Raw genomic sequence first — 13,006 nt, 5'->3', positions numbered from 1 at the left:
GTCATACCCCTTGATGGCGGTGAGTTTGCGAGTCGGTTTGCGATTGGGGTTGCGATTGGGCTTGCGGCCGCGGTTGCGCATAGCCCTTGGGCAAGCCGGCGTCAGGCGTCATGCCGTACAACGGCTCGCCCGGCAAGCCTGCGGCAAGCGGCGCACGCGCCGCGATGATCTTTTCCAGGTCGATGCCGGTACGCACGCCCATGGCCTCGAACATGAAGACCAGGTCTTCCGTGACGACGTTGCCGGACGCGCCCGGGGCGTACGGGCAGCCGCCCAGCCCGCCCAGCGAACTGTCGAACGTGCGCACGCCCTCGTCCCACGCCGCCAAGCAATTGGCCAAACCCAGCCCACGTGTGTTGTGCATGTGCGCAGCGCCCGCCTTCGCCCCGATTTCGCTGCGCAGGCGCCGGAACAGGCGGCGCACCTGCGCGGGGTTGGCGTACCCCACGGTGTCCGACAAGCCCGATTCATCCGCGCCGGCTTCCACGCACATCACCGCGAGCCGAATCACGTCGTCTTCCGGCACCACACCTTGCAGCGTGCAACCGAAGGCGGTGGAAATACCGGCCTCGAGCTTCACGCCGGGCGCAATGTCATCACGCAGCGCGGCAATGGCGCGCACCGTGTCCACCATCTCCTCCGGCGTCTTCCTGACGTTGGCCAGCGAATGCGCGCGGCTGGCTGATACGGGCATCGTCAGCTTGTGCGCGCCGGCCCGCAACGCGGCCTCGGCGCCCCGAAGATTGGGCACCAGCGCCATCACCGTCACCCCGGGAATGCGCGCGGCATAGGCCACGACGTCAGCCGCGTCCGCCATCTGCGGCAACAAGCGCGCCGGCACAAACGACGCCACTTCAATTTCGCGCACGCCGGCGGCGGCCAGCGCATCGATCCAGCGGAACTTGTCAGCGGTGGGCATCGTGGCCTTCACCGATTGCAGCCCGTCGCGCGGGCCCACTTCACTGATCAGGACATCGGTGTCGCTTGCGGCGGCATTCGCCATGGCGGGAGTCTCCTTTAAATTCTATCTTATAGAACGATGTTCTTTCTTATAGAATTAAACGTCAAAGCAAAAATCGCTGTCAAGCGAGATTTAGGGGGAGCGATGCCCCCGCCTATGCCTACAATGGCGCGCTGCCGTTCTGAAGGATGGAACTTGCCGCCACATTTCCAAGGAACCCTATGCCGCGTAAAGCCGCCACCGAATCCGTTGCCGATGCCGATGCCGCCCAAGGCGGCGTGGCCGCTGTTGACCGCGCCTTGAGCCTGATGGCCGTCTTCACCCCTGCCGACCGCACGTTGTCTTTGGGGGAACTGGCCGAACGCACGCGGCTGTACAAAAGCACCGTGCTGCGTCTGCTGGCATCGCTGGAACACGCGCAATGGATTCAGCGGCTGGACGATGGCCGTTATGCGCTCGGGCCCGAAGTGGCCCGCCTGTACGGCATCTATTCCGCGTCGTTTTCGCTAGAGCACATCGTCGTGCCAGTGCTGCGCGAATTGGTCGCCGCCACCGGAGAAAGCGCGGCGTATCACGTGCGCCAGGGCGATGCGCGCCTGTGCCTGTACCGCGTCGATTCCCCGCACCCGGTGCGCGACCACATCCGCGCGGGCGACCTGCTGCCCTTGGAACGCGGCAGTGGCGGACGCGTGCTGACGGCCTATGACGACATCCTGGGCAATGCGCCCGGCCCCGAACAGGCGCTTTACGCGCGCATCCGCCACGACGGCTACTTTGCCGCCATGGGCGACCGGCTTAGCGAAGTGGCGGGCATCTCCGCGCCGGTATTCCTGCTGTCCGGCGGCATCGGGGCGGCCGTGACACTGACCGCGCCCGCGCACCGCTACAACCCCGACCACCTCAGCCACGTGCTGAACGCCGCGCGGCGCTTGACCGGCCGGGTGGGCTGAACGCCACGCCGCGCCATTGCCCGCCGCTTGATCCTGCGCAAGGCGACCCGTCACCCCTTGCTCTAGCCTCTGTCCACTTGACCAGAGGAAAGACTCATCATGACGTGGTTCAAATCACTCAAACTCGCCGGACGCGACCTGCTGCCCATTGTTCAGGGCGGCATGGGCGTTGGCGTTTCCGCTCATCGCCTGGCCGGCGCGGTCGCCAGCCAGAACGCGGTGGGCACCATCGCCAGCATCGATTTGCGCCATCACCACCCCGATTTGCTTGAGCAAACCGACAAATGCAATGACCGCGATCTGATCGACCGCGTCAATCTGGAAGCGCTGGACCGCGAAGTCCGCGCCGCGCTGGACACGGCCGAAGGCCGGGGTCTTGTGGCCGTGAACGTCATGAAGGCCGTGCGCGGGCACCCGGCGCTGGTGCGCCAGGCGTGCGAAAGCGGCGCACAGGCCATCGTGATGGGTGCGGGCTTGCCGATGGATCTGCCCGAGATGACGGCGGATTTTCCGAAGGTGGCGCTGGTGCCGATTCTGTCGGAAGCGCGTGGGGTGGCCGTCGTGCTGAAGAAATGGATGAAAAAAGGCCGCATGGCCGATGCGGTCGTCATTGAACACCCCGGCTATGCGGGCGGCCATCTGGGCGCGGCGCGGCTGGATGACATCCACGACGAACGCTTCGATTTCAAGCGCGTGCTGGCCGAATGCCATGCCTTGTTCAACGAGCTGCAACTGGGCCAGGACGCGCCTCGCCTGATCGTGGCGGGCGGCGTCGGCAGCCATGATCAGGTGCGGCATTGGCTTGCCAACGGCGCCGATGGCGTGCAAGTGGGCACCGCGTTCGCCGTCACGCAGGAAGGCGATGCGCACGAGAATTTCAAGCGCGTGTTGATCGATGCCGACCCGGCCGAGCTGGCGGAATTCACCAGCGTGGCGGGCCTGCCCGCGCGCGCTGTGGCCACGCCGTGGCTGACACGCTATCTGCGCCAGGAAAAAACACTGCAAGCCGGCACGCGCTGCGATCCCCGGCGTTGCAGCCAGCGCATGGACTGCCTGACGCAATGCGGGTTGCGCGATGGCCTGTCACGCTTCGGCCAATTCTGCATCGACTTGAAGCTTGCCGCCGCCTTGCGCGGCGAAGTCAGCCGCGGCCTGTTCTTTCGCGGCGCATCGAAGCTGCCGTTTGGCAACGCAATGCGTTCGGTGCGTGAGCTGATGGACTATCTGCTGCACGGCCAGATGCCCGCCGCGGCGTGATGGCTGGCTTACAAGCCGCCCACATCGACGGCTAGATCAGATACCGCCCCGCGCTAGCGCGCCGCCGACAGATCAAACTGGAACACGGCGCCGGGTTCGGGGCGTTCCACCAGCCGGATCTCGCTTTGATGCAGCTGCAAAATACGCTGCACAATCACCAGCCCCAAACCGCCGCCATCACGCGGCCCCCGGTTCAGCGCCGATGCGCGCGTGAACAGGCCGCTACGCAATTCCGGCGGAATACCCGTGCCGGAATCACTGACCTGCACCTGCACACGATTCTGCGCCACCCCCAGCTGCAATTCGATCCGGCCGCCCGGCGGACTGTGCCGGATGGCGTTGTCCAGCAGGTTCGTCAGCACCCGTTCGATCAGGCCTAAATCCGCGCGCACCAGCGGCAAAGCCTGTGGGATGTCGGTGGTCAGTTGCTGCTGGCGCGCTTCGGCCGCCAGTTCGAATTTCTGAAGCACGTCCTGCACCAGCTCGGGCAGTGAAAACGTCTCGGGTTCCAGCCGCACCAACCCCGATTCCAGCCGCGCCAGCTCAAACAATTCCTGCGCCAGCCGGCCCACCTTGCGGCTTTGCGCCAGTGCAATGTCCAGATACCGGCGGCGTTCGCCCGCGTCCAGCGTCTCGTCTTTCAGGCGCAACGTTTCCAGATAGCCGTGCAACGACGTCAACGGCGTGCGCAGGTCGTGCGAGATATTGGCCACCAGATCGCGCCGCTGCTGATCCTGCCGCGTCAGTTCGCGCCATTGATCTGAAATGCGCCGGCCCATCTGCACGAAGCTACGCCGCAGCAACGAGATTTCATCGCCGCTGTTGTCTTGCGCGTCGCCCGGTTGCTCCAATGCCGCCAGCGCCTGGCCGTCATCGCCATCAAACGCCTTGACGGCCCGCGTCAGCCCGCGCAACGGCCGCGTGATCAGCGCAAACGCGGTCAAGCCCGCCACCAATCCCAACAAGGCCACCAGTGCAATCGACCACAGCGTGGTGCGCAACACGGAACTGCGCGACACCGCCATCGCCAACGCGTCGTGCGCCTGGCCTTGCAGCACCACATAGACATAGCCCTTGTCCTGCCCGCCCACGCGCACCGGTGCGGCGCTGAAGACTTTTTTCGCATCCGCGTTGCGCGGGTCGTCGCCCACAATCGGCAGCATGCCGCCTGACAACAGCAGTTTGATGGGCGCCAGATCCACGCGATCGCGCTTGATCTGGCCCGCCGGCGCGGCGTCACCCACGATGCGGCCGTCGTTTGACAACAGATACACCTCAACCGCCGGGTTCACCGCCATCAGCATGTCAAAAAGCGAGCGCACGGCATCCGGCTTCCAGCCGTTGGCGTCCATCAGTTCGGTGGTGCCGGCAATGTGCTGCGCCAGCCCGCTGGACAAGCGCTGCACGACTTCCTGCTCGTAGCGCGAATTGGCGGCAATCTGCAACCACGCCGACGCGCCGCAGCACGCCAGCAACAGCAGCGCAAACACCGCCGACAAGCGTTGGGTCAATGTCGTGCGTTTCATGTTGCGGCTCCCGCGCCGCCCGGGTCCGCCGCGAACTTGTAGCCCCTGCCCCAGACGGTCAGGATGCGCTGCGGGTTGGACGGGTCGGCTTCGATCTTCGTGCGCAGCCGGTTGATGTGGGTGTTGACGGTGTGCTCATAGCCTTCGTGTTGATAGCCCCACACGTGGTTCAGCAAGTCCATCCGCGAGAACACCTTGTCGGGATGGCGCGCAAAGAAATGCAGCAGATCGAACTCGCGCGGCGTCAGGTCCAGCCGGCGGTCGTCGATGTCGACCGTGCGCGCGATGGGGTCAATGGACACGCCATGCACCGCGAGGCTGCCCGCGTCGATGCGCGCGTTGCGCTCCACGGCATCGCTGCGGCGCAGCAGCGCGCGCACCCGCGCCACCAGTTCCAGCATGGAAAACGGTTTGGCCAGGTAATCGTCCGCGCCTAGCTCCAGCCCCAGAATGCGATGCACCTCGCTGGACCGCGCGCTGGTGATGATGATGGGGGTGTAGCGCGCCATGGCCCGCGCCCGCTTGCAGATTTCCAGGCCATCGATGCCGGGCAGCATCAGGTCGAGCACCAGCGCGTCCCAGCTGCCCTCTTCCAGCCGCCGCATGCCCTCGATGCCATCGGCGGCGTGTTCCACCGCATAGCCTTCGTCGCGCAAGTGCAAGCGCAGCAGTTCGGCAATGTGGGCATCGTCTTCAACAATCAGCACGCGTCGGGGCGTATCCATGGGGGGGAGCTCGGGCCAGTTCAGTACCGCCATTGTCGCCAATCCTGGGCGGCGCAGTTATCACAATTAATTTAACTTTGCGTGAGGACTTGGATATCGGCCCCGGGGAAGAATGGCTCCAACAAGCAAACACCCCCCCGGAGACCCGCCATGATGGCAAGCCCCGCAACCCCCAATACCCCGGCCGCCCCGCGCGCCGCCGGCGTCATTCACCCCGGCTGGTTGCGGGTGATGCATTGGATCAACGCGCTGGCCGTCGTAATCATGGTGATGAGCGGCTGGCGTATTTATAACGCCGCCCCCTTCTTCAACTTCGCGTTTCCCAAAGACATCACGCTGGGCGGCTGGCTGGGCGGCGCGCTGCAATGGCACTTTGCCGGCATGTGGCTGCTGTTCGCCAACGGCCTGCTTTATCTCGGCCTGAATATCGGCACCGGCCGGCTGTTCCGCAAATTTTTCCCCGTCAGCCCCCGTGGCGTGGCCGCCGACCTGGGCGCGGCGCTGCGCGGCAAGCTCTCGCACAACGACCTGCGCCATTACAACCAGGTGCAAAAGCTGGCCTACCTGTTTGTCATCGTCGACATCGTGGTGCTGGTGCTGTCCGGCCTGGTGCTGTGGAAGTCGGTGCAGTTCGACCTGCTGCGCGAGCTCTTGGGCGGCTATGAATTTGCGCGCCGCATCCATTTCTTTGCGATGGCGCTGCTGGTGGCCTTCGTGGCCGTGCACCTGGTGATGGTGGCGCTGGTGCCGCGCAGCCTGATCGCCATGATCCGCGGCAAATAAGGAGCCTGACGTGAGCCAGAAAAGACGTTTGTCGCTGTTGGGCCTGGATGGCGAGGCCATCCTGAAAGAAGCCAGAAACCTGTTGGCCAAGCGCGTTGAACAGCCGTCGCGCCGCAGCTTCCTGCGCAACAGCCTGACCTTGGGCGGGCTGGCGATGCTGTCGGGCTGCTCGTTGTCGGATGATGAAAACGTCGAAAAGGCGCTGTCCACCGTGTCGCGCTTTAACGACCGCGTGCAGGGCTGGCTGTTCGACCCCAACAAGCTCGCGCCGACCTATCCCGAATCCATGATCACGCGGCCGTTTCCGTTCAACGCCTATTACGGCATTGACGAGGTCCGCCACGTCGACGAGGAATCGTTCAGGCTGGAAGTGACTGGCATGGTCGCCGACAAGCGCCAATGGCGCCTGGAGGAATTGCGCGCCATGGCCCAGATCGACCAGGTCACGCGCCACATCTGCGTGGAAGGCTGGAGCGCCATCGGCAAATGGGGCGGTGTGCCCTTCTCCACCTTCCTGAAACGCGTGGGCGCCGACCTGACCGCCAAGTACGTGGGCTTCAAGTGCGCTGACGACTACTACACCAGCATCGACATGCCCACCGCGCTGCACCCGCAGACGATTCTGGCGCTGACCTATGACGGCAAGACCTTGCCCCCGGAGTACGGCTTCCCCATGAAGCTGCGCATGCCTACCAAGCTTGGCTACAAAAACCCCAAGCACATACAGGCGATCTTTGTCACCAACACCTACCCAGGCGGTTACTGGGAGGACCAGGGCTACAACTGGTTCGGCGGAAGCTAGGTGGAAATTCCAATAGTCCCTCTCCCTCAAAGGAACGCATCATGAAGACTCTTACCACCGCCGCTTTTTCCCTGTGCCTGGCCTTTGGCGCCGTGGCCGCTCATGCCGCCGACACCATGGGCAAAGACAACATGTCGAAAGACTCCATGTCCAAGGACAGCATGTCGAAAGACGGCATGTCCAAGGGGGGAATGACAAAGGACGGGATGGCCAAGGACGGCATGGCAAAGGATGGCATGGCCAAAGATGGGATGTCCAAAGATGGGATGTCCAAAGATGGGATGTCCAAAGATGGGATGTCCAAGGGCGGCATGTCCAAGGATGGCATGTCGCACGATGGGATGAAGAAGGATTCCATGTCGAAGGACGGCATGGGCAAGGACGACATGAAGAAGTAAGGCTGAGCCTTTCAGCCCGAACAATCGCCGGCACGCGGGGGGCTGCATTCGCCCGCCCCGCGCCCGCCCCGCCACGTTTACGGAGCCCCGCCATGACATTGAATCGCAGACATTTCCTGAGCCTGGGCGGCGTTGCGGCCCTGGCCGCCGGCATGGCCCCCTTGCTTGCCGCTCGCAGCGCGCCGCCCAAAGCGGCCGCCTCGTTTCCCTACACGCTGACCGACGCCGAATGGCGCGCCCGCCTGACGCCCGCACAATTCGATGTGCTGCGCCGCGAAGGCACCGAACGCCCCTACACCAGCCCGCTGAACGACGAACACCGCACCGGCACGTTTTCATGCGCGGGTTGCGAGCAGCGCCTGTTTGCATCCAGCACCAAATTCGATAGCGGCACCGGCTGGCCCAGCTTCTGGCAACCGCTGGCCGCCGCCGTGGGCGAAACCCGCGACAGCAGCTTCGGCATGGTCCGCACCGCCGTCCACTGCGCCAACTGCGGCGGCCACTTGGGCCACGTCTTCGACGACGGCCCCCGCCCGACCGGCCTGCGCTATTGCATGAACGGCGTGGCCATGACATTCGCCCCGCAAGCCTGATCCCCAAACGCGACTTTTCAGGACCGACTCATCATGACATTCACGATCCGCAAACTCTGCGCCAGCCTGGCCGCCGCCACCGGCCTGTTGGGCGCAGCCGCCACGCAAGCCGCCGAGTCCGCCTTCATCATTCCGCCGCCCGCCGTTGACCAGGCGGCTGACGCCACGGCCCAGCAAAAGGCCGTGATCGCGGGCGGCTGCTTCTGGGGCGTGCAAGCCGTGTTCCAACACGTCAAGGGCGTGTCCGGCGCCGTGTCCGGCTACGCAGGCGGCAACGCAAACACCGCCAACTACGACACCGTCAGCGGCGGCCGCAGCGGCCACGCCGAAGCCGTCGAAATCACCTACGACCCCAAGCAGATCAGCTACGGTCAACTGCTGCAAATCTACTTTTCCGTCGCGCATGACCCCACCCAGCTGAACCGCCAAGGCCCCGACAGCGGCACGCAGTACCGCTCAGCAGTCTTCCCCGCCAACGACGACCAACGCAAAGTGGCCGAAGCGTACATCGCCCAGCTGAACAAAACCGGCGTGTACCCCAAGGCGCTGGCCACCACGGTGGAACCGCTGCAAGCGTTCTATCCGGCCGAGGGCTATCACCAGGACTATCTGGTGCGCCATCCCAACAGCATGTACATCGTGGTGAACGACATTCCGAAGGTGGAAAACCTGGCGAAAACGTTTCCGGATAAGTGGCGGGATAAGCCGGTGCTGGTGAACGGATAACGGGGAATAAACGCTACGGGGGACGTCCCGTTCGAACTTGAGGACATGTCATCGCGACTAAACAATGGGTCCTTACCATGCTGCGTTCTTTAACCCACATGGCAAATATTCATGTACTCAGCGCGATCCTTGCGTCGAACTCTCCCTATTTACGCTCTGCGCGTCACGTCGTTGGCGGTTGTACTCGCACTGTCCGCTTGCGGCGGTGACGACGACGGAGACAACGACACCGGCTCAGGTAGCGGCGGCGGAGAAGTTGCGTATGTCATTCCCTCTCCCCCCGCCGGTCTCGGCCGAGTTGACACCGCGCCGGTCGTTGATGCGCCTGCGTTCGTCGACTTTGCCAATACCAATCAACGCGGCGATCCGCGCTACGCGACATTGGACTCGAACGCTGGCGTTCGAGTGTTGGGCGGCTTTCTGGATATTTGGGAACCCCGCACGCGTTTGGTTGATGCTGGCGTAAATGCCGTCGGCGCAGACGGTTTTCCGGGCATCATCGCATCCGACTGGACCGGCATTCCCGGCGACGCCACTGACGGACGCGTAAAGAACAAACCCGTGCACGATGAGAACATCAACTTTGTTGTTCGCACGACGGCCAGCCGCTCTCCCGAGCAGGCCAAGGCTGCGTATCTGGATGACCGCCGCGGTAAAAATTACAGCGTCACGGACGGCTTGGGACCTTTGACGGCGGCATGGCGCGCGGCTGCCCAGCAGACGACCAGCATCAATGATGTCCCCCCAGACGCCACCACGGTGAAGTATGACGACACCGGCAACAACACGGGCGTTGCGGGTGCGGCGAACCCCGCATTCGGTGATGCCATCGCATTCGTGCAGAGCATGGGCGACAATGCTTCGACAGAGCCGAGCAAGCGGTTCTACAAATATGCACGTCCTTGGCGCTGGAGCAGTAGCGTGCAAGTCGTGCCGGAGCTGGAGCCCGCCAAAAGCCTGACCGCGCCCACGGATGGCGGCTATCCTAGCGGCCACACCGCCGAATCGGTGCGCAACGCGATTGCCATGGCTTACCTGGTGCCGGAGCGCTTTCAGGAACTCGTAGCGCGTGGCGTTGAGTTGGGTGAGAGCCGAATCATTGCCGGCATGCACTCGCCGCTGGATGTCATGAGCGGCCGCATACTTGGCCAAGCCTCAGCGCTAGGCAATATTTTTGCCGCTAGCGAAGGGACTCGTTCGGTCGCTTACGCGCAAGCCCGCCAAACGCTCATGGCAGCAGTAGGCGCCAGTACGCCCGAGCAGTTCTTGGCGTTTGCGCATTCGCAGGACATCACCCGGGACCGGTTTGCGGATCATGACGCCAACAAGGCCGAATATCGCCGCCGCCTGACATTCAGCTTCACGCAGATCGGCGACACGGGCAAGCCTGCCGTCGTGCCCAAGGGTGCAGAGGTCTTGCTGGAGACCCGTCTGCCGTACCTGAGCAATGACCAACGCCGTGTGGTGCTGAAAACCACGGCATTGCCTTCTGGCTATCCCATTCTTGACGATGCAGAAGGCTTTGGCCGCATGAACCTTTTTGCGGCCGCAGACGGCTATGGCGCGTTTAATGGCGACGTGGATGTCACGATGAACGCCAGCCTTGGGGGCTTTAACGCGTTGGACGTGTGGCGCAACGACATCAGCGGAGCAGGAAAGCTGACCAAGAGCGGCACCGGCACCTTGGCCGTCGCTGGCGCGAACGCCTACACCGGCGGCACGGTGGTCGCGGCCGGTACGCTGCGCGCGGATTCGGTCAAGGCGCTGGGCTCTGGCGCGGTGTACATCAGTGCAGGCGTGCTGGCGCTGAACGCAAAAGAAGCCGTGCAGGTCCAGGGTAGCTATACCCAGACTTCAGCGGGCACGCTGCAAGCCTTTATTGGCGATGATGAAGCCGGCCAACTTGCCGTGAGTTCAGATGCCGCGCTGGCAGGCCAGTTGAACGTCGAGTTCCGCCCGGGCTACTCGCCCGTATCGGGTTCGACGATCACCGTGTTGAGCGCACACAAGGTGCACGGTCAGTTTGCCGGCATCTCCGTCAAGGGCTTCAAGGCAACGGCGATCTACAACGCAAACAGCGTGCAAATTCGTCTGGACGCCGCTGGCTGAGTCGGCGCTTCCCCTTTCTTGACCGGATAGGGTCAGAAATAGGCGAGGGTTTCCTCGCCTATTTTTTTCGCTGCTCCCATTGAGTTGGCATTGAACGACGGTACGTCTCAGGCACACTGAGGCCGTCACCGATGCGTCGGCCACCAGATATCGGGTACGCGATTCAAGGCGGGCTTGGCGAACAAATAGCCTTGAAACCGCTCGACGCCAGCGGCTTGCAGCCAGCACCACTCGTCTACTGACTCAACGCCTTCCGCTACCGGCGTAATGCCCATGGCCTTGCAGGCCTGGATGATGGCGAGCACGATGGCTTGCCGTGGCCCATCGGTATGGATGTCTTGAATGATCTTGCGGTCGATCTTGAGTTTGTCTGGCTGAAACTCCGCCAGCAGCGACAGCCCGGCATAGCCCGCGCCGAAATCGTCAATGGCCACGCCGATGCCCGCACTGCGCAATTGCTTGATGGCGCCTCTGAACGAGCCTAAGCACGAAATGGCCTCCTGCTCGGTCACCTCCACGAACACCTGGCTGGGCGATAGGCCGCTTGCCAATATTTGATCCACCAGCAAGTCCACGGCGTTGGGGATGGCAATCAACGACATCGGGAACAGGTTGACCGAAATCTTGATGTGTTGCTCACCGAGCCGATGCGCCAGTTCAAAGGCTAGCGCTTTGGACTCAAGGTCGGTCTGATAAAGAAGATCAGTGGGCAGCGATGAAAAAAGCTGCTCAGGCGATCCGCCGGACGGCGTGCGAATCAGAAATTCGAACGAGGTGATGTTGCGCCGCATCGGATCGACAATCGGCTGAAGCGCAAATTGATAGCGATTTCCGGGCGCCGGTTGCTCACCATCGCTATGGCTTGGGTCAGCGACTGGCGCGAAGGTCCAATCTGATGCGGGATCGCCTTCGACGATGTGTGCAATCCCGCTGGAGCTCGCGTACATCAAGAGGATCTTGATCACCCGGTCGTCACTGCTGGCAAGGTGCGCCCTGAGTTTCATCTTGGCGAGAATCGCCTTTCGGGGCTCATCCGCCCCGTCTCGCAGGTCGATCAACGCCATCGCATCGCCATCGAATCGACGCGCGGGCGCTTCATCCCGCAAAAGGTGAACCACATTGCTGTGCCGGCGATCGCGTTTTATGACTTCAAACAGTGCGTCGACGGCATCGTGAGGGCCTTCCAGCAGTTGCACGAAATGCACGCCATCGAAAAGCAAAATTCCCGTAATTGAAGCCGCAGCATTCCGTTGTCGAGCGTCCTGCATTAATCGGCTGAGATCATTCGCTTGAAGCGGCGTTGCGGCGCGGCTGCGATAGATCAAGGTCGAGAGCATGGGCGTCCTCCCTCACATCCATTGAATCGGTTTTACGGCAAAAGCCTATCACGGCCGGAAAAGTCCGCTCTTGCTCGGCGTTGCCCTCGCACCGGAAGCCAAATGCCCCCAGCCGGCACGGGGGCTTTAGGGTAAGAAAAAAGCCGCGCCCCTATTATGCAAGCCAAGTCTTGTTTAATAGAGAGCATCCTGTTGATTCCGCCGTTGCTTCCCTTTTCCGCCGTTTGGTTATTCCTGTCCGTTCAGGCTGTCGGTCTGGCGCTCTGGCTCACGCTTGCCGCCCTGAACAATCGTCGCGATTTTGTAGGGGCCGCCGCAGCCGTCGGCGCAACGATGGCCATGTTGCCGTTGAAAGAGCCGCCCCGCATTCCCACGCCCTTGCTCAGCCGCGCCGTTTCCGCGCCCTATGCGCATCGGGCGGCGCTTAGTGTGCTGCTGTTGATCCAGACAATAGGCGCCGCACTGGCCTGGGCGGGCTGCTACATGTTGTTGATTCAGGGGGATCTACACTTGGCGCGGCCGTGGCTGAATGGCGCGCTAGCCGCCATGTCTGCCTGCCTCTTCGCCATGCATCTTGCCGGCTTGTGGTTTGGATACTGGATTCGCCAAGACACGCTGCAACTGACCCATGTCGCCCTGCTGCTCTGGACCGGCATTGCGTTCTTAAGCTTGAATCTGATCCCGTAAAACGCCAGGGGCCTGGTCACGACATGGGCCGGGTCAATCCAACCCATCGCTTGCGAACCGAAGCATCGACTGACTAACGCTTTTTCAAAACCGAAAACGCGAAATAATGGCGGTCCAAGTTCATGGACGGCAAGCCCGCCGTCCCCAACGGA

13 protein-coding genes are annotated in these 13,006 nt (G+C 62.9%); 9 read left to right on the top strand and 4 right to left on the bottom strand.

All coding sequences use genetic code 11. The features are described 5' to 3' along the window. Window position 1: 1 nt before the first annotated feature. Window positions 2-1,003 (bottom strand): hydroxymethylglutaryl-CoA lyase, encoded by a 1,002-nt coding sequence (locus tag ACFZAI_RS26720; RefSeq protein WP_391569814.1) that lies wholly within the window; start codon window positions 1,001-1,003, stop codon window positions 2-4. 179 nt (window positions 1,004-1,182) lie between these two features. On the opposite strand from ACFZAI_RS26720, the gene ACFZAI_RS26715 reads away from it, so the two are divergent. Together ACFZAI_RS26715 and ACFZAI_RS26710 are read left to right on the top strand one after the other, a co-directional pair. Continuing rightward, the gene (locus ACFZAI_RS26715; RefSeq protein ID WP_391569813.1) at window positions 1,183-1,911 is read left to right on the top strand and encodes an IclR family transcriptional regulator; all 729 of its coding nucleotides are present in this window, start codon (window positions 1,183-1,185) and stop codon (window positions 1,909-1,911) included. Between the two features lie 99 nt (window positions 1,912-2,010). Next, entirely contained in the window at window positions 2,011-3,168 is a 1,158-nt protein-coding gene (locus ACFZAI_RS26710; protein ID WP_391569812.1) for an NAD(P)H-dependent flavin oxidoreductase, read from the top strand. A gap of 53 nt (window positions 3,169-3,221) precedes the next feature. Here ACFZAI_RS26710 and ACFZAI_RS26705 read toward each other — a convergent pair whose 3' ends face one another. After that, complete coding sequence (locus tag ACFZAI_RS26705) at window positions 3,222-4,694, bottom strand: sensor histidine kinase (RefSeq protein WP_391569811.1); 1,473 nt, start codon at window positions 4,692-4,694, stop codon at window positions 3,222-3,224. Continuing rightward, entirely contained in the window at window positions 4,691-5,419 is a 729-nt protein-coding gene (locus ACFZAI_RS26700; RefSeq protein ID WP_391569810.1) for a response regulator transcription factor, read from the bottom strand. The genes ACFZAI_RS26705 and ACFZAI_RS26700 overlap by 4 nt, the downstream gene beginning before the upstream one ends. 150 nt (window positions 5,420-5,569) lie before the next feature. On the opposite strand from ACFZAI_RS26700, the gene ACFZAI_RS26695 reads away from it, so the two are divergent. The 6 genes from ACFZAI_RS26695 (at window position 5,570) to ACFZAI_RS26670 (ending at window position 10,830) form a co-directional block, all read left to right on the top strand. Next, on the top strand, window positions 5,570-6,202 hold the full coding sequence (locus ACFZAI_RS26695) for a cytochrome b/b6 domain-containing protein (protein ID WP_391569809.1): 633 nt from the start codon (window positions 5,570-5,572) through the stop codon (window positions 6,200-6,202). Window positions 6,203-6,212: 10 nt separating this feature from the next. Further along, a complete protein-coding gene (locus ACFZAI_RS26690; protein ID WP_391569808.1) occupies window positions 6,213-7,004 on the top strand; it encodes a molybdopterin-binding protein in 792 nt (263 codons plus the stop codon). 41 nt (window positions 7,005-7,045) lie between these two features. After that, window positions 7,046-7,402, top strand: coding sequence for a pentapeptide MXKDX repeat protein (locus tag ACFZAI_RS26685; RefSeq protein ID WP_391569807.1), 357 nt, complete (start codon window positions 7,046-7,048; stop codon window positions 7,400-7,402). Between the two features lie 92 nt (window positions 7,403-7,494). Beyond that, the gene (gene msrB, locus ACFZAI_RS26680) at window positions 7,495-7,995 is read left to right on the top strand and encodes a peptide-methionine (R)-S-oxide reductase MsrB (RefSeq protein WP_391569806.1); all 501 of its coding nucleotides are present in this window, start codon (window positions 7,495-7,497) and stop codon (window positions 7,993-7,995) included. A 33-nt stretch (window positions 7,996-8,028) separates the two neighbouring features. After that, the gene (gene msrA, locus ACFZAI_RS26675; protein ID WP_391569805.1) at window positions 8,029-8,721 is read left to right on the top strand and encodes a peptide-methionine (S)-S-oxide reductase MsrA; all 693 of its coding nucleotides are present in this window, start codon (window positions 8,029-8,031) and stop codon (window positions 8,719-8,721) included. 111 nt (window positions 8,722-8,832) lie between these two features. Further along, on the top strand, window positions 8,833-10,830 hold the full coding sequence (locus tag ACFZAI_RS26670; protein ID WP_391569804.1) for a phosphatase PAP2 family protein: 1,998 nt from the start codon (window positions 8,833-8,835) through the stop codon (window positions 10,828-10,830). Window positions 10,831-10,955: 125 nt separating this feature from the next. Here ACFZAI_RS26670 and ACFZAI_RS26665 read toward each other — a convergent pair whose 3' ends face one another. Continuing rightward, the gene (locus ACFZAI_RS26665) at window positions 10,956-12,167 is read right to left on the bottom strand and encodes a diguanylate phosphodiesterase (RefSeq protein WP_391569803.1); all 1,212 of its coding nucleotides are present in this window, start codon (window positions 12,165-12,167) and stop codon (window positions 10,956-10,958) included. A 156-nt stretch (window positions 12,168-12,323) separates the two neighbouring features. Here ACFZAI_RS26665 and ACFZAI_RS26660 point away from each other — a divergent pair, with 156 nt between their 5' ends. Then, the gene (locus ACFZAI_RS26660; RefSeq protein WP_391569802.1) at window positions 12,324-12,854 is read left to right on the top strand and encodes a DUF2165 family protein; all 531 of its coding nucleotides are present in this window, start codon (window positions 12,324-12,326) and stop codon (window positions 12,852-12,854) included. Window positions 12,855-13,006 lie beyond the last annotated feature (152 nt).

This window comes from Achromobacter sp. NPDC008082, from assembly GCF_042957345.1.
Taxonomy (GTDB): Bacteria; Pseudomonadota; Gammaproteobacteria; order Burkholderiales; family Burkholderiaceae_B; genus Achromobacter; species Achromobacter kerstersii_A.
The sequence above is the reverse complement of the archived record's forward strand: the minus strand, read 5'-3'. Positions and strand labels throughout refer to the sequence as shown.

Coding starts and splice junctions, on each gene's coding strand:
- ACFZAI_RS26700 (WP_391569810.1), bottom strand. CDS start 5,419: ATGGATACGCCCCGACGCGTGCTGATTGTTGAAGACGATGCCCACATT.
- msrA (WP_391569805.1), top strand. CDS start 8,029: ATGACATTCACGATCCGCAAACTCTGCGCCAGCCTGGCCGCCGCCACC.
- ACFZAI_RS26705 (WP_391569811.1), bottom strand. CDS start 4,694: ATGAAACGCACGACATTGACCCAACGCTTGTCGGCGGTGTTTGCGCTG.
- ACFZAI_RS26710 (WP_391569812.1), top strand. CDS start 2,011: ATGACGTGGTTCAAATCACTCAAACTCGCCGGACGCGACCTGCTGCCC.
- ACFZAI_RS26715 (WP_391569813.1), top strand. CDS start 1,183: ATGCCGCGTAAAGCCGCCACCGAATCCGTTGCCGATGCCGATGCCGCC.
- ACFZAI_RS26660 (WP_391569802.1), top strand. CDS start 12,324: ATGCAAGCCAAGTCTTGTTTAATAGAGAGCATCCTGTTGATTCCGCCG.
- msrB (WP_391569806.1), top strand. CDS start 7,495: ATGACATTGAATCGCAGACATTTCCTGAGCCTGGGCGGCGTTGCGGCC.
- ACFZAI_RS26685 (WP_391569807.1), top strand. CDS start 7,046: ATGAAGACTCTTACCACCGCCGCTTTTTCCCTGTGCCTGGCCTTTGGC.
- ACFZAI_RS26720 (WP_391569814.1), bottom strand. CDS start 1,003: ATGGCGAATGCCGCCGCAAGCGACACCGATGTCCTGATCAGTGAAGTG.
- ACFZAI_RS26665 (WP_391569803.1), bottom strand. CDS start 12,167: ATGCTCTCGACCTTGATCTATCGCAGCCGCGCCGCAACGCCGCTTCAA.
- ACFZAI_RS26670 (WP_391569804.1), top strand. CDS start 8,833: ATGTACTCAGCGCGATCCTTGCGTCGAACTCTCCCTATTTACGCTCTG.
- ACFZAI_RS26695 (WP_391569809.1), top strand. CDS start 5,570: ATGATGGCAAGCCCCGCAACCCCCAATACCCCGGCCGCCCCGCGCGCC.